This window comes from Pedobacter sp. 05T44, from assembly GCF_056395985.1.
This window is the reverse complement of the sequence record NZ_JBFTKO010000008.1, coordinates 68,214-91,073: the sequence shown is the minus strand read 5'-3', so window position 1 is coordinate 91,073 and position 22,860 is coordinate 68,214. Positions and strand designations below refer to the sequence as shown.

Here is a 22,860-nt window from a genome sequence, read left to right as displayed (position 1 = left end):
AGTCTTATTAGATTTTCTGTTGGGCTTTAATAGAAAGATATCTGTTGATTACATTTATGGTCAGTTTTTCTGGTGGGGTAAGAATGCTTAAGATTCCATGTTTGGCAAGTTCCTTTACGACTAGCTTTTTCTCATAAGCAAATTTGCTGGCAATGGTTTTAATGTAAATCCCTTCTACGTCTTTTACTTCCTGTTCGGTAAGAGATTTCAGTTCGGTGTTTTCAAAAAACACAATAAGCAGCAAATGGAATTTAGCAATACGCTTTAAAAATGGCAGCTGTCTGTTTAATGCCGACATGCTTTCGAAATTTGTAAAGAAAACTAACAAACTACGCTGCTTTAAAACGCTTCGGATGCTTGTATAAAGGGCCTCCATGTTGGTTTCGAGATATCTTGTTTTTTCTTTATACAAAACGCTCATAATCTTACCAAGCTGAGCAGGTTTTCTATCTGCTGGCACAATACTTCCGGTCTTTTCAGCTATGGTTATTAAGCCCGCTTTATCTTCCTTTAACAAAGCCACGTTAGAAAGAATTAAACTTGCATTAATTGCATAATCCAATAAGCTCAATCCCTCAAAAGGCATTTTCATGATTCTCGATTTATCAATCACACAATAGACATGTTGAGCTTTTTCATCTGTAAAGGAATTCACCATCAACTCTCCTTTCCGGGCTGTCGCTTTCCAGTTAACAGTTCTATAATCATCGCCCTGCACATAACTCTTTACCTGATCAAACTCCAGGCTATGACCTATTCTTCTTATTTTTTTAATCCCAATTTCATTCAGTCTGTTTGATATCGCCATTAATTCGTATCTTCTTAATTGCAAAAAGGAAGGATAAACTGGCACTGTTGTTTCTTGTCCAAAGTTAAACCTCCTTACTATTAAGCTTAGCGGCGAACTAACATACAACCGAACCAATCCAAATACATATTCGCCCCTTTTGGTAGGCCTTAAAGTATAATTAATTGTTTTGTGTTCACGGGGTTTTAAATTACTGGTAAACCAGATGTCTCTCTTCTGAAATTGTAAAGGAATTTCATCAATAATACCAACTTTAGTTGCAAAAGGATAAAAGCTCTCGATATAAATATTGATTTCATTTTCATCGCCGTTACTTAATCTTTCGGGAAGATCCCGTCTTAAAAAGAAGCTCCTATCCTGTCGATAAAGCATGAGCATATCAATAATAACCAATGCTATCAGCGTCCAAAAAGCAATAAATGGGATATCCCCAAGCCATGGCAAAAAGAAAGAAAACAGGAACAAAGTAGCACAAAGCCCAATTCCTGCAAACAGCCTTTTACCTAAAAACAGGTCTTTATAATATGTCTTAAAAAAGTTCTTCAACAGCTTTGGTATTACCTTGGAATTTCTAATTTTTGAATAATTTGACCAACTATATCAGCAGGAGTAAGTCCTTCCATTTCCTTATCTGGTGTTAGCATAATTCTGTGTGCAAGAACAGGTACCGCCACTTTTATGATATCCTCTGGCGTAACAAAATCACGACCCTGCATTGCTGCAATGGCTTTAGCGCTATTGATCATTGCTAAAGATGCCCGGGGTGAAGCGCCCAGGTAAAGTGATTTATTATTCCTTGTTTCATGAGTTATCCTTGCTGCATATTCTATTAGTTTAGGTTCAACATGCAAGGCCTTAATTATTGCCCTGCATTTCTTAATCTTATCGATACTTAGAACCGCTTTAACTGCATTTATCTCTACCTCAAGCTTTTGCTGATGTTGATTTTGAAGGATAATTATCTCTTCTTCCAGTGTAGGGTATTTAACTTCGATCTTAAATAAGAATCTATCTAGCTGGGCTTCGGGCAATCTATAAGTCCCTTCCTGTTCTATTGGATTTTGGGTAGCCAGCACCATAAAAGGCTCATCCATTTGATAGGTATGTCCATCTACAGTTATTTGTCGTTCTTCCATCACTTCAAACAAAGCTGACTGAGTTTTTGCAGGAGCGCGATTAATTTCATCAACCAATATGATATGTCCAAATATAGGCCCTTTTCTATATTCAAACGACGAAGATCTGGGGTCAAATACAGATGTCCCCAATACATCGGAAGGCATTAAATCAGGAGTGAACTGAATTCGTGAAAATGAAGCATCAATGCTTTTGGCAACAAGTTTAGCACTTAATGTTTTAGCCACACCAGGGACACCTTCGAGCAAAATATGGCCATCGGCAAGTAGGGCTGCAATTAGAAAATCTATTGTTTCCTTTTGCCCAATAATAATACTGCTCAGTGTTTGTCTTATCTGATCAACAGCCTGATTAAGTTCAGTTAAGTCGGTTCTTTCATTAAAAATTTCCGGTTCCATAGTTTATTGAGCTTGTTTATAAAATCTTTCAATTAGTTTATTAAGGTTGATCAGTGAGTTATCATCAACAAACTGATTGTTATTTATCACATTTACAATGCTAAACAGTTGGCTAATCGTTTCTTGGGGCACTCCTGATCTGATATTTAAAGCTTCTTCCAATTCTTTATTCAGTGATGTTGTTTTAAGGTTATAGGTACTTCGAATATGCTCAAGAAAATAGCTTACCTTTTTTCTTGCAATATCTCCATTGTCCCGTTGCTGATAGTATACTTTTCCAACAACCTTAACAAAATCTAAGGATGAGTTTTTTAAGGGTTCTATTACAGGAATTATCCGCTGTCTGCGCTTCATTTCAAACAAAACAAAGATGATCAATCCTACCAATGCAATATAGTATGCCCATCGCAGTGATTCATTTCTAAAAATCACTCTTAAAACGGCTGAATCATCGATATTACCTCGTGTATTGTGTTCGTCCCACATTAAACTTGCAGAGCTGGGAAGGTATGATAGGGCCTTTGCTGCATAATCCGCGCCTAAAGGATTTATCAGGCTGTAATTGGTAAATAGTTGAGGATTTGGTAAAATGTATATATTTCCTTTACCAAAACTGTATTTAATAAAGTTTGGCTTCCCATTAGCATTTTTACCCAATACCGTTACCCTGGAAGTATCGATTTTACTAAAATACTGTTCGGCAATTTGCTTTCCGAAGGCATAATTGTATTTCGTTTTCAACTTTGGATTGGTGAAATTAATTCCGGTAGATTTTTCTGTCGAATAGTTATACGACGATCCTATATCAAACTTAAGTGTATCACTTAAAATTTTACCAAAATCAAAGGCGGCAAAAAAAGCATTGTTTCCCTCATTTACAAAGCTGATAAGTTCTTTAAAATCCAGCTTATCAAGTTCCATAGAATGAGAAATAAAAAGGTAGTTGGTATTATTAAACTTTTTATCCTTTAAAATATTATATATTGGATCTCGGATTATTCTCACATCTCTTTTGGGAAATAAATCATGTATTTCATGAAACAGAATGTACGTGCCATAGGGGATCTTATCTTCTTTTAAATAGCTGGGGGTCCAGTTTGTTGGCTTGGGTTTATAATACTGGGCAACCAGATAACCAACCAAAAGCACGGCACTCACAATAAGATATCTTCTTAATCCCTTCATGAGCTATGTAAATTAAACCGTTCAAAAGTGTCTTTAATGGCATTGAAATTCTCTTTGTCAATAAAAAACTCGCCGTACCAAACATATTCAAATTGATGAGTAAGCTTGCTGAATTCTTTCTTCTTATCGGAATCATTAATCTCGCTGATATACGTTTGATTTGTTTTTTCAGGGAGCCAGTGAATCAGGTCTTTATCGCTCAGTTTTTTAAGTGTCCGCAAATACAAAAGTCTGACAGCCAATCTATAATTAGCATTCACTATAGCCTTTTCTATCTCCTCATTAAAATTAATTTCATGGATGTTATCATCAGACTCATTATAGGGCACCTCCACTATTTGAGACTTACGGGAAAATATTTTCAGATCTGCACCAATTATTTTTAAGACAATGAAAACTACCAATCCAACCAGTGCAATAATTGCTAAGTATTTTATTAAACCACCAGACACCTTGTTACTTAGTGCTTGGCCTATCAAGCGCCAAAACCATCGMCAAAACCTGTCCCAAAAGCTAAGATTTGGCGCAGGGACATCATCATAAATGAAGTCTGTTTCTTTACTATGTGCTTCCAGTTTACTTTTATCGAACCCACGCAGATCAACCTTAGTCGTATCCAGTCTGACGACTGTTTTTTGTGCAACAGAATCCTGCTTTTCTACATTAGCCTGAACCTGTAGCATTCCAAAAAAAAGAAAAATGAAGAGCAGTAAACGCATGCTAATAATCCTCAGGGGTAGAATTTAAATTCGTTTCGGACTTTCCAAGTTGATTTATCCTTTCCAATAATCCGGTATTATCCAAACGTTCTACCAGATTAAAATAACAGAGTGTAACACCTATAACAGGCAAGATCATAAACACCTGACATACATATTGAATAACTGTAGAAATAACAATGATAAAAGTACTCATACCACCGGATGCTTTGGTAAATGCAGAAACCATAGTAAGTATTATAGCTGGCATAGAGGCCATAGACATGCATGCATAGGTAATTATCCATATAACAAATATTGCTCCTGCGGTTACCCACCATTGATCTTTTAAGAGTTTGAAAGATCTGCTAAATGAATATTCAAAGCTTCCATTCTCTACCACCATTATGGAATAAAAAAGAGACATCGCCGGAAACACATAAAAAAACGGCAAGCCACAGAATAGAAGGCAAATAATAAGAAAAATACACACAGCAATACTACTCCCAAATACCCTAAGGAAATAATATTTGAAATATGACCAAACTTCTTCCACAGTTGGCGCCTGGTTTCCTTTTTGAACGTATAATGCAATAAAGCTTAAGGTTGAAACAGTTATTGCAGTATAATTGAGTAATGAAAATATGATCACAACGAAATAATTGAATGAGAACAACTGACCAAACCTGTTGAAAGGGTTGGCGTTTGCCTGATTGCCACCGTAGCCGAAATTAATCTTTTGTAAGCCAACCTGATACATTATTGCCGCTAACATTCCGGCAAGTACAAAGAAGCCGCATAAATAAATATAGGTTTTCATTAATGGCTTAAAGTTCTGTTTTATGAACTGGAACATATCATTAATGATCTCACCAAACTCTCTGAGCTTTCTAAATTCTAATTTATCAGACATTGTTTATATTTTGAGTGCGTTTAATAAGTTGGGCAGGATACAATACTACATACCAAACCATAAATAAAAATGAGCCTCCAAGAATGGAAACACTTAACCAAATCGGCATATCGGTATGCCTGGTAACAAAACTTTCAAATATTGCTGCCACCACAATTATAGGTAATATTCCCAAAGCTATTTTAGTTCCGTCTTTTGCACTTTTTATAAATGCCTGAAGGCGTGTATATGTTTTAGGAAACAATAAGCCATGCCCTAAAACCAAACCTGCACCACCGGCAATTATGATGGCAGATATTTCCAAAGTCCCATGAATCCATATTACCAATATAGATTCCAGTCCCAAACCTTTACTAAAGAAATAATATTCGAATGAGCCAAGCATTATTCCATTTCTTAAGATAAAGAATACAGGCCCAATCGAGAAGAATATTCCACTTACAAACATCAATAAAGACACATAGATATTGTTGGCAGCAATCATAAAAAACATGCTGAACTCACCTTGCTTTTTATAAACGCCAAATGGATCTCCCTTAGCAATGTTCTCATTGGTCATATTTACATACCCATCTCCAAGTATTAACCTTAAGAAAGAATCATCATATTTTGCAGACAGAATTCCTATTAAGCTTGAGATTACAAAAAATATTAGTGCATACAGCAACTGCCTGCGATAGGTATAAAAAAGGATAGGTAACTCAAATTTCCAGAATTCAATGAACGTATTGGTGTCCTCTTTTTTATTCTTATAAATAGATTGATGCAGCAATGCAGCAATTCCGTTTAAATATTCTGTTGTTTTTGATTTTGGATAAAATGTTTTGGCGTAAGCCAGATCATTGGTAATGTCAACAAACCTATCAGCCAGCTCATCTGGTGTGGCTGCACTCATTTGTTCATAGGATTTCCATTTACTGGAATTCTGCTTAACAAACAACGATTCTCTCATAGGTTTTGTGAGGGCTCTAATTTTCATGTAAAATAGCATAAAAAAGATTTTTACAAGAAAAATTCACTATCATTATTTTAATTCTCCTGAACATTTCTTTGTTTTAAATTTTATCTAAGTTTGAGTTTATATGGAAACAATACAGGTAAACACAAGTCAGCATGTGGCTATAGACTATCCGGTTGCAGGATTGGGAGAACGGGTGGCTGCAAGGTTGATTGATTTGGGCGCTTTTATCGTCGTAGCAATTCTGCTTATGGTATTAACTGCACTTACAGGCTCTGCACAGTCAAAAATCCTTGTCATTTCCATATGGTCAATTTATGGTGCTTGCTTTGTTTTTTATGACCTTATTTCTGAGATCTTTATGAACGGACAAAGTATCGGCAAAAAGTTACTAAAGATAAAAGTGATTAGCTTAAACGGAGGCCAGGCAAGTTTAGGTCAGTATTTTATCCGCTGGTTGTTTAGACTCGTAGATTTTACACTAACCGCTCAGGTAGGCGGATTAATTTGTGTGGCTATAACAGAAAACAAGCAAAGAATTGGCGATATAGTAGCCGGCACCACACTCATAAAAACAGTTGCCCGTACTGGCTTTAACCACATTGCTTTTCATCCGGTAGAAGAAGAATATACCCCCGTTTTTGCCTATGCTGATCAGCTTACAGATAGAGATGCAGAGCTAATCCATGAAGTTATCAGTACTTTTTACAGAACAAATAATGCTGATTTAATTTATGCAATGTCAGCAAGAATCTCAACACATCTTGCCATTAAAGTGCCAGTGGGAATGAACGAATTAGAATTCTTAAAAACGGTAATTAAAGACTACAGACATATTACTTCAAAGAGAGATTAGGTAATAATTATTTCAAATTCGTCAATACTAACGGAGCAACATTCGCAACCCATCCGGCATACATCTTTCCTGAGGGATGCAGGCCATCTCCGGCAACCAAGGTTTTGTCTGACAGTGCTAATCTGGAAAATGGTGTAATGTTGGAATAATTCAAACCCGCGGCCAATGTCTCTTCTTTGTTTATTACATTAAAAGCATCTATTTCCTTAGCAATGACTTGTGGATCACGTCCGCTTTGCTGGCCATGCGGTGTAGCTCCCCAATCGGGAATTGATATCACAAAAACATGCGATTTTTTGTCTTTTGTGAAATTAATAGCGATTTGCAGGAGCTCTTTAAATTCCTTACGGTAAACATCTTTTGATTCACCTCTATATTGATTATTTACACCTATTAGTAAAGTAACAATATCAAATTTATGCTCAGGTACCCCAGAGTCTTTGATTCCAGATTTCAATTCGCTGGTTGTCCATCCCGTCCTCGCAACTATGATCGGGGAGTTTATTATAAGGCCCTTTTTTGTAAGGTCATTTGCAAGCTGGTTTGGGAAATTCTCATAACGTTCTACTGACTCTCCTATGGTATAGGAATCGCCAAGCGCAAGATAATTTAACGGGTTCACAACCGTGTTTGTAGTGCTATCATTAACCATCGACTTTACCTCTCCTTTCTTACAGGCTAATATCAGTAATAATGATAGAATTACCATCGAATATCTCATATTCGACATTTACGGAATAACAAGAGATACGGATTTGAGAAATTTTACTAGTGCGGATGAGGTATCCACATTTTATAAACGTAACTGACTAATATAATTGACCCCGTAATAAGATATAGTGTTTTAATGAGCTTATCACTTCTTTTGCCGAACCAGTAGTTTGCCGATAACCCTACAATAAAAGTAATGAGAAGAGGAACCGTTGGTGGATACATATCAAAACTCTTTTCCCAATCCCCTTTTAGGAGAAATATTAGTGAGCGTTGAAATCCACATCCCGGACAGTCGATTTTAAAGAGATACTTAAACGGACATGGCAGCAAAAAAATATCCGCCTTGTCTAAGAAAGAAGACCAGGCGGATAAGATATATGTTATAAACACTAACAATTAAATTCCAGGGGTGGTAGGTGGTTTGTTAAATGGATCGTTGAACGGATTATTATTACCAAAAGGGTTGTTTGGATTATTAAAACCATTTTGTGCTTCTGCAGCAGATGGGCCTAAATACTTAGCATCACCAAAGCCTAATATAGGATAGAACACAATTGGCAAAATAATAAGTCCGACGGTAAAGCCTTCTGTTTTTCCGAAACTTTTACTTAGCAGATTCATTAGCCAAACACTAAATACAATATTTACACATGGTATTAATAACCAAAGTATCCATATTGTCGGTTTACCAACAATTTCGATAAGGACAATTAAATTGTAAATTGGTATTATAGCCGCCCATCCTGGTTTTCCGGCTTTAACGAAGGTTTTCCATAATCCGGCATAGACAATAACTAGCACGATTAAACAAAAGAAAACGGTTCCGGCGCCCAATCCGGCGGCGGCTGCTGAAGAGTACTCTGAATTGTAGTCCATAGGTTTTTGAGTTTTAATTTATATAAAGATAATCTTTATGTCAAAAAATCAAAATTTCAAATCCCTTTTTCAAGATGAATCAGATCAGCTGCATGCCAAACAGACTGGCAATATGATTTTTCAGCTTACCTTTAACCTCTTCCATATCTAGCGGATAGCCTAATTCACGTTGTATCGAGGTTACATCCTTATCGTCTATCCCACAAGGAACAATATTTTTAAAGTAGTTAAGATCTGTATTTACATTGAACGCAAAGCCATGCATGGTTACCCACCTGCTGCACCTCACACCCAATGCACATATTTTACGTGCTCTCTCATTATCAGCGTCCAGCCATACTCCTGTATAGCCTGGATACCGACCAGATATAATCCCGTAATCATTCAAGGTTAAAATAACCGCTTCTTCAAGTGTTCTTAAATAAAGGTGGATATCAGTAAAAAAATTATCCAGATCAAGAATTGGATAACCCACTATTTGCCCTGGCCCATGATATGTTATATCACCACCACGGTTAATTTTATAATATTTTGCCTCTTTTTCTAATAAACCTTGTTCATTAAGCAACAAGTTTTCCGGGTGACCACTTTTCCCTAAGGTATATACATGAGGATGCTCACAAAACACCAAAAAATTAGGGGTCTCCAGATTTGTGTTATTTGTTCGGTTTTGTGTTTTCAAAGCCACGCTTTGATTGAACAAAACTTCCTGTTTATCCCAGGCATCCTGATAATCAACAAGACACCAGTCTATAAATTCAACTTTCTTATTCATTTTATGAAAAGTTAAGCTACCACGTAACCTAACATATAGCCATCGTTAGTTTTAAAATAGTGCACAGTAAGCTCCAAAGCTCCTTCAGGAAGATCAACAAGAGCCTTAAGACTTCCTTCATCTTTAAGCTTAAAGGGCTTGATATGAATGTCTCGTTTAAACTCCAGTCCCTTTCTCCCATTCCATTTATAGATAGCTTCTTTTGCACACCAGCACACATATAATCCATTAGTGTTATCACCAATTTGTTTTTGAGCAAGTTCCGAGTCAGACAGAAACTTATTCCTTATGCTCTTTATTTTGTGTTTAATAAGTTCAATATCAACCCCCACCTTCTTCTTCTTACCAACAATTACCGACGCGTAATCGTAAGAATGACTTAAAGAAATATGGTATCCGAGGTTAGGAAGATATGGCTTACCGTGCTCATCCATGCGGCAGTCGATATATTCTGAAGTATTAAGCATTGTTCTTAATAGCACCCTTGTGCTTAGCCAATGAAGCAACCGCTTTCCATTATTTAACGATGAAATCACATCAAGCTCATGCTGCTTCAGTTGTAAACCCGAAATCAGCTGCTCTTCAGTTTCTTCGATTTTCCATACAGCAAGTATGGTATCCTCGTCAATATTTTTATTAAAAACTACAGGCATCTCTATTTTAGAAAACTATGCAAAAGTATCTTAAATTAATCATAATTTCGTCCAAATACTAGATAAAATGATACTGTCCGACAAACGAATACTGGAAGAAATAGATAAGGGAACCATTATAATAGAGCCTTTTAACCCCGAATGCCTTGGCACAAACTCATACGATGTTCATTTGGGCAAGTATCTGGCTACTTACAAAGACAGGGTTCTTGATGCAAAAGCACACAATAAAATAGATCATTTCGAAATTCCAAAAGAAGGATATGTGCTACATCCAGGCACACTGTATCTAGGTGTTACTTTAGAATATACAGAAACCCATGCCCATATTCCCTTTCTTGAAGGAAAATCAAGCACCGGTAGATTGGGAATAGATATCCATGCAACCGCGGGTAAAGGTGATGTTGGTTTTTGCAATACATGGACATTAGAAATTTCATGCGCACAACCTGTAAGAATATATGCCGGAATGCCAATTGGCCAATTAATTTACTTTATGGTTCAAGGCGATATTCAAACAATGTATAACACCAAAACTAACGCTAAATACAACAACAAAACCACAAAACCTGTAGAAAGCATGATGTGGAAGAATAAGTTCTAAAGTTAATATTTCGTATATTGAGGCTTTATTTGTTAAGGTTCTTATTTATGAAACGTAAGCTAATTCTGCCTTTGTTACTATGCTTTGGGATACTTATAACTTTTGCTTACAAAGCGGATGACGATCCGTTTAGTGCATTGATAAAGAAACTGGAGGCATATATTGAAAAGTATCCTCAGGAAAAAGTGCACTTGCATCTTGATAAACCCTTTTATGCCATCGGCGATGACATTTGGTTTAAGGCTTACGTTGTAAATGCTCAAACAGGAAAACCATCAACAATCAGCAATGCACTATATGTTGAATTGATCAGCGAAAAAGATTCCGTTAAAAAGCAGATTAAGTTGCCTGTGATTTCGGGATTTACCTGGGGCGACTTTAAACTTCCTGATTCTTTTACGGAAGGGAACTATCGAATAAGGGCATATACCCAATGGATGAAGAATGCGGGAACAGAATTCTTTTTCGATAAAACCATAAAAATTGGCAATTCATGGGCTAATAATGTTTACACAAACACCAGCTATGCTTTTAGCAAGCAAAATACCGCAGAAAAAGTAGATGCCAACATCAGGTTTACAGATAAAAAAGGTGTTCCATATGCACAAAGTGATGTCTCATACGAGGTTCAGTTAAACTTCAGAAGCCTGGCAAAAGGAAAAGCAGTAACCAATGATCAGGGAGAGGTAAACATCAGTTTTTTAAATACTCAGCCATCTTTGTACAAATCCGGAAAAATTATAGCTACGCTGACTCTTCCAGATAAGAAAAAGATGATCAAAGAAATTCCCGTTAAAGCAACATCAAATGCAATAGATGTCCAGTTCTTCCCCGAAAGCGGAAACCTAGTAGAAAGCCTACCTAATAAAATTGGAATCAAAGCCGTAAATGCTTCTGGATTGGGCGAAGATGTAAAAGGATCAATAATAGATAACGATGGTCAGGAAGTTACTCAATTTAGCACACAACACTTAGGAATAGGTAGTTTTATACTCAATCCACAGCCTGGAAAAACTTATGCTGCTAAAGTAAAATATAAAGACGGGTCTGAAAGCACTATAAATCTACCCCGAGTATTACCAAGTGGTTATATCATTACGGTAAACAGCAATACGGAAAATGTTGTTGCTAAAGTTTTATTGAGTCCCGATCTAATAGGAAATGGTGAGTTAAAACTAGTTGCACAAAACAATGGAAATGTTTATTTCATATCCAAAGCCGCTTCTCAAAAACAAATTATAACCACCTCAATTCCTAAAAAAGATTTACCATCAGGCATAATTCAGCTCACCTTATTCTCTGCTCGGAACACTCCCGTTGCAGAGCGCCTTGTTTTTGTAAATAATGTTAAGGACAAGATAACAACAAAGGTTTCAACCGCTAAAGAAAGCTACGCAAGGAAGGAAAAAGTTAACGTAAATCTTCAGGCAGATTTTGCGGAAAAGCCTGCGCAGGCAAGTTTTTCTATAGCTGTTACCAATACTACATCAGTAAAGCCTGACGAAGAAAATGAAAGCAACATTTTTACGACCCTGCTGCTTACTTCAGATCTTATTGGTTACATAGAAAAACCTAACTACTACTTTTTACATGATGATCAAAAAACACAACAGGATTTAGATAACCTAATGATAACCCAGGGATGGAGAAGAATATTATGGAAAAATATAATTAATAATGCAGGTCCAAATATTCGCTATGAACCAGAAAAATCATTAAAAATCAGCGGAGTAGTTACAAGTTATGGCGGCAAACCTTTACCAAACTCCAAGGTATCACTTTTCTCCTCCTCTGGAGGATTGTTCGCAATTGATACATTATCTGATGCACAAGGACGTTTCAATTTCGACAACCTGATCTTTAATGACAGTACTAAATTCATTGTACAGGCAAGAACCGCAAAAAACAAAAAGAGTGTAGATATAGTTCTTGATGTTGTATCAGGACAGATAGTTACTAAAAATAAAAATACCGGCGACATAGAGGTGAATGTTAATGAGGCCTTATCAGGATATCTGAAACAAAGTGAAAACTATTTTGACGATYTAACTAAACGCGGAATACTGGAACGTACAATTTTGTTAAAAGAGGTGAATATTGTAGAGAAAAAAAATCCAGCTAAAAATTCCTCAAATCTAAATGGTGCCGGTAACGCCGATGCTATTATAACGACAGACCAGCTTCAATACTGCACTACATTGTCGCAGTGTTTACAGGGTCGTGTTGCTGGCTTGATTATTAGAAATGGAACTCCATATTTAATGAGAAACAACGGCACACCAATGTCAATAGTTTTAGATGGTATGCAAATGGAAGGCGATTTTCTGGATAATATTAACCCAATGGATATTGAGACGATTGAAGTATTAAAATCTGCTGGCAACACTGCAATTTATGGTAGTCGTGGAGGTGGCGGTGTATTAGTCATTACCACTAAACGCGGAGGCGGCTATTCCAGCGCATCTACGTTTACACCAGGCATCATTCCTTTCTCGCCCAAAGGATATTATACACCAAGAGAATTCTATTCACCAAAATACGATGCTCCTGATAACAGACCAGATTACAGGACCACCATTTACTGGAATCCTAATATTGTCACAAATGAAAGTGGAAAAGCAGCCTTCAACTATTTCAATTCAGATGAACCCGGAACCTACAGAATCGTTATAGAGGGCATGGATATGCTTGGAAATTTAGCACGTACAGTTTACACCTATGAAGTAAAATAAATATAAATGAATACAATTAGAGTCACCATAAAAGATCACTTAAGCATTATCACGCTCGATAGAGGTAAATCTAACGCACTTAACCGTGAAATGATTACTGAATTAAATGACATACTCATAAACATAGCGGGTGATCCCAATATTGCTGGTGTAATTATCACCGGCAAAGAACATTTTTTCTCTGCCGGGTTAGACCTTATAGAATTATACAACTATTCAGAAGAAGAAGCTGAATSATTCTGGCATCTGTTTCTGAATTTTACAGCAACTATAACTGCATTTAAAAAACCACTAATTGCTGCCATAAACGGGCACAGCCCTGCCGGCGGATGCGTTATAGCCCTGGCTTGCGATTATAGAATAATGGCCGAAGGCAAATACATTATCGGGCTAAATGAAGTTCCGGTAGGCATAATTGTACCTAACAGCATTTTTAAGCTGTACTCATTCTGGATTGGACAGGCTAATGCTACCAGAAGTCTTTTAGAAGGGAAACTATTTACCCCTGGAGAGGCATTGCAGGTTGGTCTGGCCGACGAGATTGTAAATCCAGCCAGTATCCTCACAGCTGCCKAGAGAAAGATCAGAAAATACATGGCTATGGAGCGTAATACCTGGGAACAGAGTAAGCTCAACATCAGAAAAGATTTAATTACAGCAACCAGTGCAGATCAAAGTGAAGCATTGCAAGTAATGCTAAAACAGTGGTGGGCCCCCGCAACCCGTAGCATTTTAAAAACAATTATAGATAACCTGCAAAAGAAATAAGCCATGTTCAATCAGCCAATGTTAAGAGATGATGCCTTAAAAGGAAAAACAATTGTAGTTACGGGTGGTGGTACCGGTTTAGGGAAAGCCATGGGAACCTATTTTCTGAAATTAGGAGCAAACCTGGTGATCACAAGCCGTAAGCTTGATGTGCTTCAGCAAAYAGCTTTAGAAATGGAGAAAGAAACTGGCGGAAAAGTCCTCGCGCTAGCTTGCGACGTCAGGGAATATGAACAGGTTGAGCATGTGTTGGTCGAGACATTAAAAACCTTTGGGAAAGTTGATGCACTGCTTAACAATGCCGCTGGTAATTTCATTTCACCAACTGAACGCTTGTCAGCTAATGCTTTTTCTTCGATAATAGATATTGTTTTAAAGGGCTCTGTAAACTGTACCCTTGCTTTTGGCAAACATTGGATAAAAGAAAAACAAACCGCAAGTGTTTTAAACATTGTTACCACCTATGCTTTTACAGGCTCTGCATACGTAGTGCCTTCTGCGTGCGCTAAAGGCGGTGTGCTGGCCATGACACGCTCTTTAGCTGTTGAATGGGGCAAGTATGGTATCCGAACAAATGCCATTGCCCCTGGCCCCTTTCCTACTAAAGKTGCATGGGAACGGTTATTGCCCGGCGATCTGGCAGAGAAGTTCGATTTCAAGAACAGGGTTCCTTTGAAACGCGTAGGCGAACATCAGGAACTCGCTAATTTAGCGGCATTTCTAATCAGTGACTTCGCAGGCTACATTAACGGAGAAGTAATTACCATTGATGGCGGCGAGTGGTTACAAGGGGCTGGTCAGTTTAATGGTCTCGAAGCCATTCCGAATGAGATGTGGGATGCCTTTGAACAAATGACAAGATCAGCAAAGGGAAGCTAGCGCCTATTAAGCTTACCACCTGATTAAAGCACTTGCCCAGGTAAAACCAGAACCAAAAGCCGCAAGACAAACAAGATCTCCATCTTTAATCTTACCCTCTTCCCATGCCTCACAGAGTGCAATGGGAACTGAGGCTGCTGTGGTATTTCCGTATTTCTGAATATTATTAAATACCTTGTCGTCACTTAAGCCCAGTAATTGCTGTACATATTGGCTTATTCTTAGGTTAGCTTGGTGAGGAACCAACATATCAATATCTTTCTCTGTAAGATTGTTGGCGTTTAAAGCTTCTTTTATTACTTCCGGGAATTTTACCACTGCTTTTTTAAATACAGCAGGCCCATCCATATAAGGCAATGCGGCACCACTTTCCAACTGTTCTGCGGTCATGAATAACCCCCCAAGTTCCTGATCAGGATATCCGGGCTTATCCTTAAGCCATTTATTTGCCGAAGCGCCAGGATAATACATTGCCAAAATCTCTGCATCAGCACCATCGCTATGTAAATGTGTGCTTAATATACCCTGGTTCTCTTTCTGGGTAGGTTGTAAAACAACTGCCCCTGCCCCGTCCCCAAATATAACAGAAACATTTCTGCTCCTTGTTTCAAAATCCATCGCAAACGAATGTTTCTCACTACCCACAACAAGTATGTTCTTATACATGCCTGTTTTTATAAACTGATCTGCTACAGATAGTGCATAAACAAATCCTGAACATTGATTTCGGATATCAAGGGCACCTATTTCTTTCATTTTCATTTCGCGCTGCAGCAGAACCCCGCAACCGGGAAAATAATAATCAGGACTAAGTGTGGCAAAAATGATGAAGTCAACATCCTGTGCAGTAATGCCAGCACGTTCGATAGCAATTTTGGCAGCCTCAACACCCATCGTTGTAGTTGTTTCTTCAAGTCTATCCGCAAAACGACGTTCTTTTATTCCGGTACGCTCCTGTATCCATTCATCGTTTGTATCCATAAAACGAGATAAATCGTCATTAGAATAAACATTTTTGGGCACATAGTAGCCAATACCGGCAATCTTTGAACGCTGCATTATATTTGAGTTTAGTACAAATTTTAAGCAAAAATAACTTTAACTGCAACATTATTTTGAAATAAGCTTATTTTTGTAATATGTCAACAGAAACCAAAGAGGAAACATTTACATTAGAAGAGATCCTTACCTCATTAAAAACAGTTCACCGCTTAATATTATGGAACGATGATGTAAATACTTTTGATCATGTAATTCATTGCATGATGAAATATCTGGACTATTCTGAAACCCAGGCAGAAAAAATTGCATGGGAAGTCCATAACAAAGGTAAATGCGCTGTTTTGGAAGGTTCTTTTACTGAAATGGAAGTTTACCGTAAAATTCTTCAGCAGGAAGGGTTAACAGTATCTGTAGATTAGGTTAAATCCTTAAATATTTTCGTTAATTCTTGTTGTGTAGTTTGGGTTTTATCCTTTGCGTACCAGCCATGAAGTTTTTCGGCAATTTCCATCATATCACTGCTGTCTCTTTTCCAACCGGCCAGTAACTCCTGCAGAATGTCAGGTCTTGGGCCCCATTTCTTAACGACATCCCCTTTTTCATCTAGAATTAATAATACTGGAATGGCCCTGCCACCTTTGGTTAGATGCGCATCAATCAATGGCAAATTTTTATCCCTCAAAACAAACCTGAGTTCAAATCTATCAGGAAAGCTCGTTGCTATTTTATCAAAAACAGGCACAATCTGCGCTGCATCCCCACACCATCCTTCGGAAATTACCAGAAACCGATATTTATTTTTTACGTTGTTAAGCACATTCAGGAATTCCTCATTTAATTTCACCGTTTTATCAACCCTGCTCATTCGTTGCACATTCATTTTAGTGTAATGCAACATTGCATCAGAATCATCAGGACCTGTGGTTTTATGTTGTAATAAAAGCTCATCAATCAGAATTCTATACTGCTGATAGGTCATCCCGTCGTTAGAAAAAATATTAGTGTAGTTGATCATATTTGCTGTAATAAAATAGTTACTCCTGTATTATTAAACTTTCCCTCCGTTTCTTTGTCCCTCCTTAAAGAAACCTAATAAAAAAGAAAGATCCGAATGAAGAATTCTACGTGCAAAGTTCTGTTTTTAGCTATTGCCTTTTGTATTACAACTGTAAAACTTAATGCCCAAACCACTGGAGAGGGTCAAATTACAGCCAAAGTTGTTGATGCGCAAAGTAATGAAACTGTACCATTTGCTACAGCCACTATCCTTAACAGAAAAACAAAAGCAATTATTAAAGGTGCACAAACTGATGTAAATGGTAATTTACTTATCAGTAGTCTACCTAAAGGCGTATTTACCTTCAAAATAAGTTATGTTGGTTACCAAACAATGGTTAGAGATTCCATTTCTATTTCCGATGCTCAGAAAGTAATTAATCTCGGCACAATCAAAATGAAGCCAGCCAAAGGAACTGTACTAAATGAGGTGGCTATCACTGCTCAAAAAAGCGCCATTCAACTTGGAATAGATAAAAAAGTTTTCGCTGTTGATCAAAGTTTAGTTAGCGAGGGAGGATCTGCTTCAGATTTACTTCAAAACGTACCCTCTGTTCAATCTGATATTGATGGTAATGTAAGCCTTAGAGGTTCAACCGGAGTAAAGGTTCTGATAGATGGCAAACCATCACTTATAGCCGGTGGAAACGTGGCTCAAATACTGCAATCTATACCTGCAAGCTCCATTGAAAGCGTTGAGCTCATTACCAATCCATCCGCAAAATATGATGCAGAGGGCCAATCAGGAATTATCAATATCGTATTAAAAAAGAATAAGAAATTAGGTTTCAATGGCTCCGCAGCATTCAGTGCAGGCAACCGAGATAATTATAACGCAAGCACAAACTTGAGTTTTCAAAACAAAAAGATAAACCTTTACGGAAATTATGGTTATCGTTATGGCAACCGTATTGGTGGCGGATATAGCAATATCACCTATCTGGACAGCCCCTTCCCTACAATTTTTGCCAATCAAAACACCGATTCAAAATCACAGGATAAAGGCCACAACATAAAAGCCGGTATCGACTATAGTATTACAGACAAAAGTGTAATCAGTTTTTCGGGAGGCTTCAATTCACGAGATAACGACAGGAACGAATTTCTGAATATCGATAAGCTTGATGGTGGTAAAAATCCTCTGGAATTGAGCAATAGAAACAATACAAACAAAGGATTTGGGAGTAGTTATGATCTTAACTTGGACTTTAACCAGAAATTTAAAAAACCAAGAGAAGAACTAACCTTTAATCTAAGTTTCTCTGAAGGCACAAACGACAACGATCAGATCTACAGCACAAACATCTATAATATTGATGGGGATGCAGCCAGCTCACTGCCGAACATCCAGCGAAATGATGGAACGGGCTTTAACAGAAGTTACAATGTTCAAACGGATTATACCTTACCAATTGGTAAAGCTGGGAAAATTGAAGCAGGTTACAGAAGTCAAATTCGTTTAGCAGAAAACACAGCATTTTCTGATCAGTTAAACAACCTTACCGGAGAATACGAAGTAAATTTCGCCCTAACCAATGAGTTTAATAGTAAGGACCAGGTTCATGCCCTTTACTTTAATTATCAAAATCAGGTTAAGAATTTTGGTTATCAGGTGGGTGTAAGAGCAGAAGATGCCACATTAGATACTCGTTTAGGGATGTATAAGTTGAATCAGTTAGAATATATTCCTGGAAAAGTAGCCTATACAAGATTGTATCCAAGCGTATATTTAACCCAAAAATTTAAAGGTGAGCAACAAGTACAGCTTAGTTATAGCAGAAGAGTTAACAGGCCAAGAGGATGGGATACCAACCCATTTCTTGACGTATCTGACCCGCTTAATTACCGTCAGGGTAACCCCAATCTGAAACCGGAGGATGTACATGCTTTTGAACTAAGCTATAGTAAGTTCTGGCCTAAAGTAACATTCACTTCCAGTGCATATATACGCCAAACCAATGATGTTATACAGAGGGTAAGAACAGAACCTGATGAAAATGGAATCACAATTGTAACTCCGCAAAACTTAACAAAACAACTATCAAGCGGACTTGAATTAATCGGACGGGTTGATGTTGCTAAAGCCTGGAACTTTACAACTAACGTAAACTTATATCAAAGCAAAATTAATGGAGTACCTGCTTTCGGAATTGTGGAAAACTCTGGTTTTAGCTGGAATGCCAACTTAACCAATAACTTCGTTTTACCTTACAATGTATCTCTTCAGATTAGGGGGGATTATCGTGCACCAGAAGTAATGGCCCAGGGTAAAAGAAATGCAATGTACGGCGTAGATGCAGGTGCTAAGTATGATTTCAAAGACAAAAAGTCTTCACTTAGCCTAAATATAAGGGACGTGTTTAGTACACGAAGATGGAGTATGACCACCAATGGAGTCACCTCAACAATCGATTTTAGAAGATTTATGCAGGGAACCATGGCCAATTTAACTTACTCTTATCGCTTTGGCAACAACGATTTTAAGTTCAAAAAAACTAAAAAACAAGACCAACAGGATTCCAGACCTGACGAAGAATCATTTTAGTTAATTTGTATATTGCGAACATGGAAAGTACAAACCCTTGGAAGACCATCGAGAGCAATAAAATATATGAGAACAATTGGATCAGTTTAACTGAGCATCAGGTTATCAATCCTTCAGGTGGCAAAGGCATTTATGGCGAAGTACATTTCAAAAATATCGCCATAGGAATTTTGCCACTTGATGAAGATTTAAACACATGGCTTGTTGGACAATACAGATACCCGATAAAAGCCTACAGCTGGGAGATACCTGAAGGTGGGGGAGCTCTTTTGGCAAATCCGCTGGATGGCGCCAAACGTGAACTTATTGAAGAGACCGGCCTGATGGCGACAGAATGGATCGAAATTCAACGGATGCACCTGTCTAACTCGGTAAGCGATGAACTCGCAATTATTTATGTCGCTAAAGGCCTAACTCCTGGTGTTTCCTCACCTGAGGAGACAGAGCAGCTTGTAGTTAAAAAGCTGCCTTTTAATGATGCCTACCAAATGGTTATAAATGGAGAAATTACCGATAGCATGAGCGTGGCAGCTATCTTGAAAACTAAAATTCTATTACAGGAAGGTCATTTATAACCAAAATACAGTAATTTTGTTCAGCTTTACCGTATAAACTATGAATAAGTTTTTTGGCTATATTTTTAGCCCCATCTTTTATCTGTTTTTCTTTTTAACACTGGTTATATTCCAACCCATTCAATGGGTCTCTTATCGTTTGTTTGGATATAAAGCCCATAAAACTTCGGTAGATGCACTTAATTTCTTTCTCACTTATTGTGACATTTTCTTAGGCTCTTCAATAACATTTAAAAACGACCAGAATCTGCCGCTCAACAGGCCTATCATCTTTGTTGCCAACCATCAAAGTATGTATGATATTCCGGGCTTAATATGGTTCCTCAGAAAGTACCATGTTAAATTCATTTCTAAAATTGAATTAACAAAAGGCATCCCCTCTATTTCGTTTAACCTGAAATATGGAGGCGGTGCAAACATAGATCGCAAAGACAGTAAGCAAGCTATTTCTGAAATTATAAAACTGGGCAGAAGGATGAAGGAAAACACATGGTCTACTATGATCTTCCCTGAGGGTACACGCGCAAAAGACGGCAAGCTAAAAAGTTTTCAGGTAGGTGGTATTGCAACCCTGTTAAAAGTTGTACCAAATGCATTGATAGTTCCTGTGGCAATAGAAAACTCATGGAAGCTGGTTCGCTACGGCAGTTTTCCTTTAAGCTTCGGCGAACGTTTACGATGGACAGTTTTAAATCCAATAGAACCCGAAGGCAGAAACCCCGAAGTAGTTACTCTTGAAGCTGAGAATGCAATAAGAACAAAACTAAATCAAATAGCTGTGTTATAAGCCGCCATTCCATTTATATATTCTTGTTATCTATGTGTTTAAAAAACTCATCACGATAGGTATCTCCAATGGGAATAATCTTCCCAAAAATAGAAATACGACTTCTTTCTATACTCTCTATTTTATCAAGCGAAATGATATAAGATTTGTGAACCCTTACAAACTGGCCCTTTGGCAAAGTCTCATCCATTTTTTTCATATTCTGCAGTGTAATAATACGCTCTGCCTTTGTATAAATAGATATGTAATCTTTTAAACCTTCTATATAAAGAATATCATCAAGTTGAATCTTCTGGATTTTATGCTCTGTTTTAACAAAAATAAAGTCCTGTATTGGATTCGACGCCACTGGCGAAGGAGCTGTCGCTACAAAGGATTGAGGCACAGCAGCTGGTTCTGCAATCTTCATTTGATTATGCACCTTTTCCACAGCTTTATAAAAACGATCAAATGCAATCGGCTTTAACAAATAATCAGACACATTTAGATCATAGCTTTCAAGCGCATACTGAGAATAAGCTGTTGTTAAAATGTAATTAGCCTTTCCATTCGCTATTTTAAGGAACTGTATACCTGTTAACTCTGGCATCTGGATATCTAGAAACACCAAATCAATGCCCCCAGCCTGAACAAGCTGCAAAGCCTCTATAGCATTTTCAGTCCGCTTAACTAATTCAAGAAACGGAACTTTAGAAACATAGTCCTCAATAATATCAAGTGCTAACGGCTCATCATCAACCGCAATACATTTTAACTTTGTCATATATCAAGCATTAACTCACTGGTGTAATGGGTAGCCGAATTTACAATATTTAATTTATACCTATCCGGATAAAGTAATTGCAATCTCCGTTCAACATTGTTTAGGCCTACGCCACCCATCTCATCCTTATTATATTTATTCTTTTTATTGGTTATACTAAAATGCAATATCTTTTGATTGGCAATAATATTGATCTTAATCGGATTTTTAGGATCATTAGCTACCCCATGCTTAAAAGCATTCTCAACAAATGATATTAATATTAAAGGCACGATCTGTTGATTATCAATTTCTCCATTCATTGTAAATTCAACAGCTGCACCATCTTTAAATCTCAATTTCTGCAGTTCTATAAAACTTTGCACATATTCAATTTCTTTACTTAAAGAAACCCAGCTGTCATTACTTTCATAGATCATATAGCGCATAATTTCTGAAAGCTTTAGTATTGCATCAGCAGTTTTATCAGATTTCTGATAAGCCAGGGAATAAATGTTATTCAAAGAATTGAACAGAAAGTGAGGGTTCAATTGTGACTTTAAAAATTGCAATTCCATTTCCTTCTTTTCACTTTCCAAATTACGCTGCGTATGTTCATTACCAAACCAGTCTATTGCTAATTTAAGCAGCGAACTAACAACTATAAAAAAGCCCGAAATAAACAATGCACTAATTGCATAGGTAGAAATAGGTGTATACTCGGCAACGCCATTACTGTTAAGGTGCTGCAAAATAGTCTCGGCATGCAAAGTAGCTATAACCGTTTTGATGAAACTCATCATCAACATTAGTAAAATGATGGATATGATGTAAAGGCCATACCTCTTGTTCTCTTTTACCAATAAGGGAATTAACAGTGTATAGTTAATATAAAAGATAGAAATATTGATCAATCCCGAAAAKCCAAAGTTTATGGCCAGCTTATATAAAGACACCGGTTCTTTGCTGTAAATAACCAATACAGTCACAAACAGAACAATAAAGAGCCAAAAGAGAAGATGTATAATAATGGAGTTTCTACTTTTCATTAAACGATGACTAAACAAAATTTCATAGGTCCAAAATAAATTAATTAGCGTGCTTAAGCAGTTCGCTTTCGACGAACTGGCATTTTTTTTCTACCAACTCGCAAAATAATACAACTAATCACAAAACTATTCATTTTAACCGTTTATCTA

The 22,860-nt window shown here is 37.2% G+C and carries 24 protein-coding genes; 9 read left to right on the top strand and 15 right to left on the bottom strand.

Annotated features, from left to right (window positions below; genetic code table 11):
- Positions 1-7 precede the first annotated feature (7 nt).
- The 6 genes from AC1DDK_RS14175 to AC1DDK_RS14150 are packed head-to-tail and all read right to left on the bottom strand — an operon-like array spanning position 8 to position 6,118.
- Complete coding sequence (locus AC1DDK_RS14175; protein WP_288883779.1) at positions 8-1,354, bottom strand: DUF58 domain-containing protein; 1,347 nt, start codon at positions 1,352-1,354, stop codon at positions 8-10.
- Between the two features lie 11 nt (positions 1,355-1,365).
- On the bottom strand, positions 1,366-2,343 hold the full coding sequence (locus tag AC1DDK_RS14170; RefSeq protein WP_172661784.1) for an AAA family ATPase: 978 nt from the start codon (positions 2,341-2,343) through the stop codon (positions 1,366-1,368).
- Between the two features lie 3 nt (positions 2,344-2,346).
- Positions 2,347-3,528, bottom strand: coding sequence for a DUF4350 domain-containing protein (locus AC1DDK_RS14165; protein ID WP_288883778.1), 1,182 nt, complete (start codon positions 3,526-3,528; stop codon positions 2,347-2,349).
- Positions 3,525-4,247, bottom strand: a complete 723-nt coding sequence (locus AC1DDK_RS14160; protein WP_477633951.1) for a DUF4129 domain-containing protein — start codon at positions 4,245-4,247, stop codon at positions 3,525-3,527. Before AC1DDK_RS14160 ends, AC1DDK_RS14165 begins: the two co-directional genes overlap by 4 nt.
- Before the next feature lies 1 nt (position 4,248).
- On the bottom strand, positions 4,249-5,139 hold the full coding sequence (locus AC1DDK_RS14155; RefSeq protein ID WP_172661788.1) for a hypothetical protein: 891 nt from the start codon (positions 5,137-5,139) through the stop codon (positions 4,249-4,251).
- A complete protein-coding gene (locus AC1DDK_RS14150; protein ID WP_337717302.1) occupies positions 5,132-6,118 on the bottom strand; it encodes a stage II sporulation protein M in 987 nt (328 codons plus the stop codon). Before AC1DDK_RS14150 ends, AC1DDK_RS14155 begins: the two co-directional genes overlap by 8 nt.
- A gap of 103 nt (positions 6,119-6,221) precedes the next feature.
- Between AC1DDK_RS14150 and AC1DDK_RS14145 the strand changes: the two genes are divergently transcribed.
- The gene (locus tag AC1DDK_RS14145; RefSeq protein WP_288883775.1) at positions 6,222-6,953 is read left to right on the top strand and encodes an RDD family protein; all 732 of its coding nucleotides are present in this window, start codon (positions 6,222-6,224) and stop codon (positions 6,951-6,953) included.
- 7 nt (positions 6,954-6,960) lie between these two features.
- Here AC1DDK_RS14145 and AC1DDK_RS14140 read toward each other — a convergent pair whose 3' ends face one another.
- From AC1DDK_RS14140 to AC1DDK_RS14120, 5 genes are all read right to left on the bottom strand, one after another.
- Positions 6,961-7,674: a GDSL-type esterase/lipase family protein gene (locus AC1DDK_RS14140; RefSeq protein WP_172661791.1), complete on the bottom strand. Its 714-nt coding sequence runs from the start codon at positions 7,672-7,674 to the stop codon at positions 6,961-6,963.
- A gap of 47 nt (positions 7,675-7,721) precedes the next feature.
- Positions 7,722-8,057: a DUF2752 domain-containing protein gene (locus tag AC1DDK_RS14135; protein WP_172661792.1), complete on the bottom strand. Its 336-nt coding sequence runs from the start codon at positions 8,055-8,057 to the stop codon at positions 7,722-7,724.
- Between the two features lie 6 nt (positions 8,058-8,063).
- A complete protein-coding gene (locus AC1DDK_RS14130; RefSeq protein WP_048907804.1) occupies positions 8,064-8,543 on the bottom strand; it encodes a DUF5684 domain-containing protein in 480 nt (159 codons plus the stop codon).
- A gap of 79 nt (positions 8,544-8,622) precedes the next feature.
- Positions 8,623-9,318, bottom strand: a complete 696-nt coding sequence (lipB, locus tag AC1DDK_RS14125) for a lipoyl(octanoyl) transferase LipB (protein ID WP_172661793.1) — start codon at positions 9,316-9,318, stop codon at positions 8,623-8,625.
- Positions 9,319-9,329: 11 nt separating this feature from the next.
- Positions 9,330-9,971, bottom strand: a complete 642-nt coding sequence (locus AC1DDK_RS14120; protein WP_172661794.1) for a 4'-phosphopantetheinyl transferase family protein — start codon at positions 9,969-9,971, stop codon at positions 9,330-9,332.
- A gap of 67 nt (positions 9,972-10,038) precedes the next feature.
- Between AC1DDK_RS14120 and dcd the strand changes: the two genes are divergently transcribed.
- Genes dcd through AC1DDK_RS14100 form a run of 4 tightly spaced genes read left to right on the top strand, consistent with a single transcriptional unit; the run spans position 10,039 to position 14,954 of the window.
- Positions 10,039-10,575, top strand: coding sequence for a dCTP deaminase (gene dcd, locus AC1DDK_RS14115; protein ID WP_048907807.1), 537 nt, complete (start codon positions 10,039-10,041; stop codon positions 10,573-10,575).
- Between the two features lie 47 nt (positions 10,576-10,622).
- Positions 10,623-13,307: a carboxypeptidase-like regulatory domain-containing protein gene (locus tag AC1DDK_RS14110; protein WP_288883773.1), complete on the top strand. Its 2,685-nt coding sequence runs from the start codon at positions 10,623-10,625 to the stop codon at positions 13,305-13,307.
- A gap of 6 nt (positions 13,308-13,313) precedes the next feature.
- Complete coding sequence (locus tag AC1DDK_RS14105; RefSeq protein WP_477633950.1) at positions 13,314-14,075, top strand: enoyl-CoA hydratase/isomerase family protein; 762 nt, start codon at positions 13,314-13,316, stop codon at positions 14,073-14,075.
- Positions 14,076-14,078: 3 nt separating this feature from the next.
- Entirely contained in the window at positions 14,079-14,954 is an 876-nt protein-coding gene (locus tag AC1DDK_RS14100) for an SDR family oxidoreductase (protein ID WP_477633949.1), read from the top strand.
- Positions 14,955-14,966: 12 nt separating this feature from the next.
- On the opposite strand, the gene AC1DDK_RS14095 is transcribed toward AC1DDK_RS14100, so the two are convergent.
- Positions 14,967-16,013, bottom strand: coding sequence for a 3-oxoacyl-ACP synthase III family protein (locus tag AC1DDK_RS14095; protein WP_172661798.1), 1,047 nt, complete (start codon positions 16,011-16,013; stop codon positions 14,967-14,969).
- An 80-nt stretch (positions 16,014-16,093) separates the two neighbouring features.
- Between AC1DDK_RS14095 and AC1DDK_RS14090 the strand changes: the two genes are divergently transcribed.
- On the top strand, positions 16,094-16,375 hold the full coding sequence (locus AC1DDK_RS14090) for an ATP-dependent Clp protease adaptor ClpS (protein ID WP_048907811.1): 282 nt from the start codon (positions 16,094-16,096) through the stop codon (positions 16,373-16,375).
- Here AC1DDK_RS14090 and AC1DDK_RS14085 read toward each other — a convergent pair.
- Positions 16,372-16,971: a thioredoxin family protein gene (locus AC1DDK_RS14085; protein ID WP_288883770.1), complete on the bottom strand. Its 600-nt coding sequence runs from the start codon at positions 16,969-16,971 to the stop codon at positions 16,372-16,374. The genes AC1DDK_RS14090 and AC1DDK_RS14085 overlap by 4 nt on opposite strands.
- Positions 16,972-17,067: 96 nt before the next feature.
- On the opposite strand from AC1DDK_RS14085, the gene AC1DDK_RS14080 reads away from it, so the two are divergent.
- The 3 genes from AC1DDK_RS14080 to AC1DDK_RS14070 are packed head-to-tail and all read left to right on the top strand — an operon-like array spanning position 17,068 to position 20,919.
- Positions 17,068-19,557, top strand: coding sequence for a TonB-dependent receptor (locus AC1DDK_RS14080; protein ID WP_288883769.1), 2,490 nt, complete (start codon positions 17,068-17,070; stop codon positions 19,555-19,557).
- Between the two features lie 20 nt (positions 19,558-19,577).
- Entirely contained in the window at positions 19,578-20,132 is a 555-nt protein-coding gene (locus tag AC1DDK_RS14075) for an NUDIX domain-containing protein (RefSeq protein WP_172661801.1), read from the top strand.
- A gap of 40 nt (positions 20,133-20,172) precedes the next feature.
- Positions 20,173-20,919, top strand: a complete 747-nt coding sequence (locus AC1DDK_RS14070; RefSeq protein ID WP_288883768.1) for a lysophospholipid acyltransferase family protein — start codon at positions 20,173-20,175, stop codon at positions 20,917-20,919.
- Positions 20,920-20,932: 13 nt separating this feature from the next.
- Here the strand turns inward: AC1DDK_RS14070 and AC1DDK_RS14065 are convergent, their stop codons facing one another.
- Positions 20,933-21,682 carry a LytR/AlgR family response regulator transcription factor gene (locus tag AC1DDK_RS14065; RefSeq protein WP_172661803.1) on the bottom strand — a complete coding sequence of 250 codons (750 nt, stop codon included), beginning with the start codon at positions 21,680-21,682 and terminating at the stop codon, positions 20,933-20,935.
- Positions 21,679-22,710, bottom strand: a complete 1,032-nt coding sequence (locus tag AC1DDK_RS14060) for a sensor histidine kinase (protein ID WP_172661804.1) — start codon at positions 22,708-22,710, stop codon at positions 21,679-21,681. Before AC1DDK_RS14060 ends, AC1DDK_RS14065 begins: the two co-directional genes overlap by 4 nt.
- Positions 22,711-22,860 lie beyond the last annotated feature (150 nt).

Bases quoted from the DNA above. Each gene is read 5' to 3' on its own strand.
- AC1DDK_RS14140 (WP_172661791.1), bottom strand. From the start codon at position 7,674: ATGAGATATTCGATGGTAATTCTATCATTATTACTGATATTAGCCTGT.
- AC1DDK_RS14170 (WP_172661784.1), bottom strand. From the start codon at position 2,343: ATGGAACCGGAAATTTTTAATGAAAGAACCGACTTAACTGAACTTAAT.
- AC1DDK_RS14065 (WP_172661803.1), bottom strand. From the start codon at position 21,682: ATGACAAAGTTAAAATGTATTGCGGTTGATGATGAGCCGTTAGCACTT.
- lipB (WP_172661793.1), bottom strand. From the start codon at position 9,318: ATGAATAAGAAAGTTGAATTTATAGACTGGTGTCTTGTTGATTATCAG.
- AC1DDK_RS14095 (WP_172661798.1), bottom strand. From the start codon at position 16,013: ATGCAGCGTTCAAAGATTGCCGGTATTGGCTACTATGTGCCCAAAAAT.
- dcd (WP_048907807.1), top strand. From the start codon at position 10,039: ATGATACTGTCCGACAAACGAATACTGGAAGAAATAGATAAGGGAACC.
- AC1DDK_RS14145 (WP_288883775.1), top strand. From the start codon at position 6,222: ATGGAAACAATACAGGTAAACACAAGTCAGCATGTGGCTATAGACTAT.
- AC1DDK_RS14085 (WP_288883770.1), bottom strand. From the start codon at position 16,971: ATGATCAACTACACTAATATTTTTTCTAACGACGGGATGACCTATCAG.
- AC1DDK_RS14090 (WP_048907811.1), top strand. From the start codon at position 16,094: ATGTCAACAGAAACCAAAGAGGAAACATTTACATTAGAAGAGATCCTT.
- AC1DDK_RS14075 (WP_172661801.1), top strand. From the start codon at position 19,578: ATGGAAAGTACAAACCCTTGGAAGACCATCGAGAGCAATAAAATATAT.
- AC1DDK_RS14155 (WP_172661788.1), bottom strand. From the start codon at position 5,139: ATGTCTGATAAATTAGAATTTAGAAAGCTCAGAGAGTTTGGTGAGATC.
- AC1DDK_RS14165 (WP_288883778.1), bottom strand. From the start codon at position 3,528: ATGAAGGGATTAAGAAGATATCTTATTGTGAGTGCCGTGCTTTTGGTT.
- AC1DDK_RS14150 (WP_337717302.1), bottom strand. From the start codon at position 6,118: ATGAAAATTAGAGCCCTCACAAAACCTATGAGAGAATCGTTGTTTGTT.
- AC1DDK_RS14070 (WP_288883768.1), top strand. From the start codon at position 20,173: ATGAATAAGTTTTTTGGCTATATTTTTAGCCCCATCTTTTATCTGTTT.
- AC1DDK_RS14130 (WP_048907804.1), bottom strand. From the start codon at position 8,543: ATGGACTACAATTCAGAGTACTCTTCAGCAGCCGCCGCCGGATTGGGC.
- AC1DDK_RS14080 (WP_288883769.1), top strand. From the start codon at position 17,068: ATGAAGAATTCTACGTGCAAAGTTCTGTTTTTAGCTATTGCCTTTTGT.
- AC1DDK_RS14120 (WP_172661794.1), bottom strand. From the start codon at position 9,971: ATGCCTGTAGTTTTTAATAAAAATATTGACGAGGATACCATACTTGCT.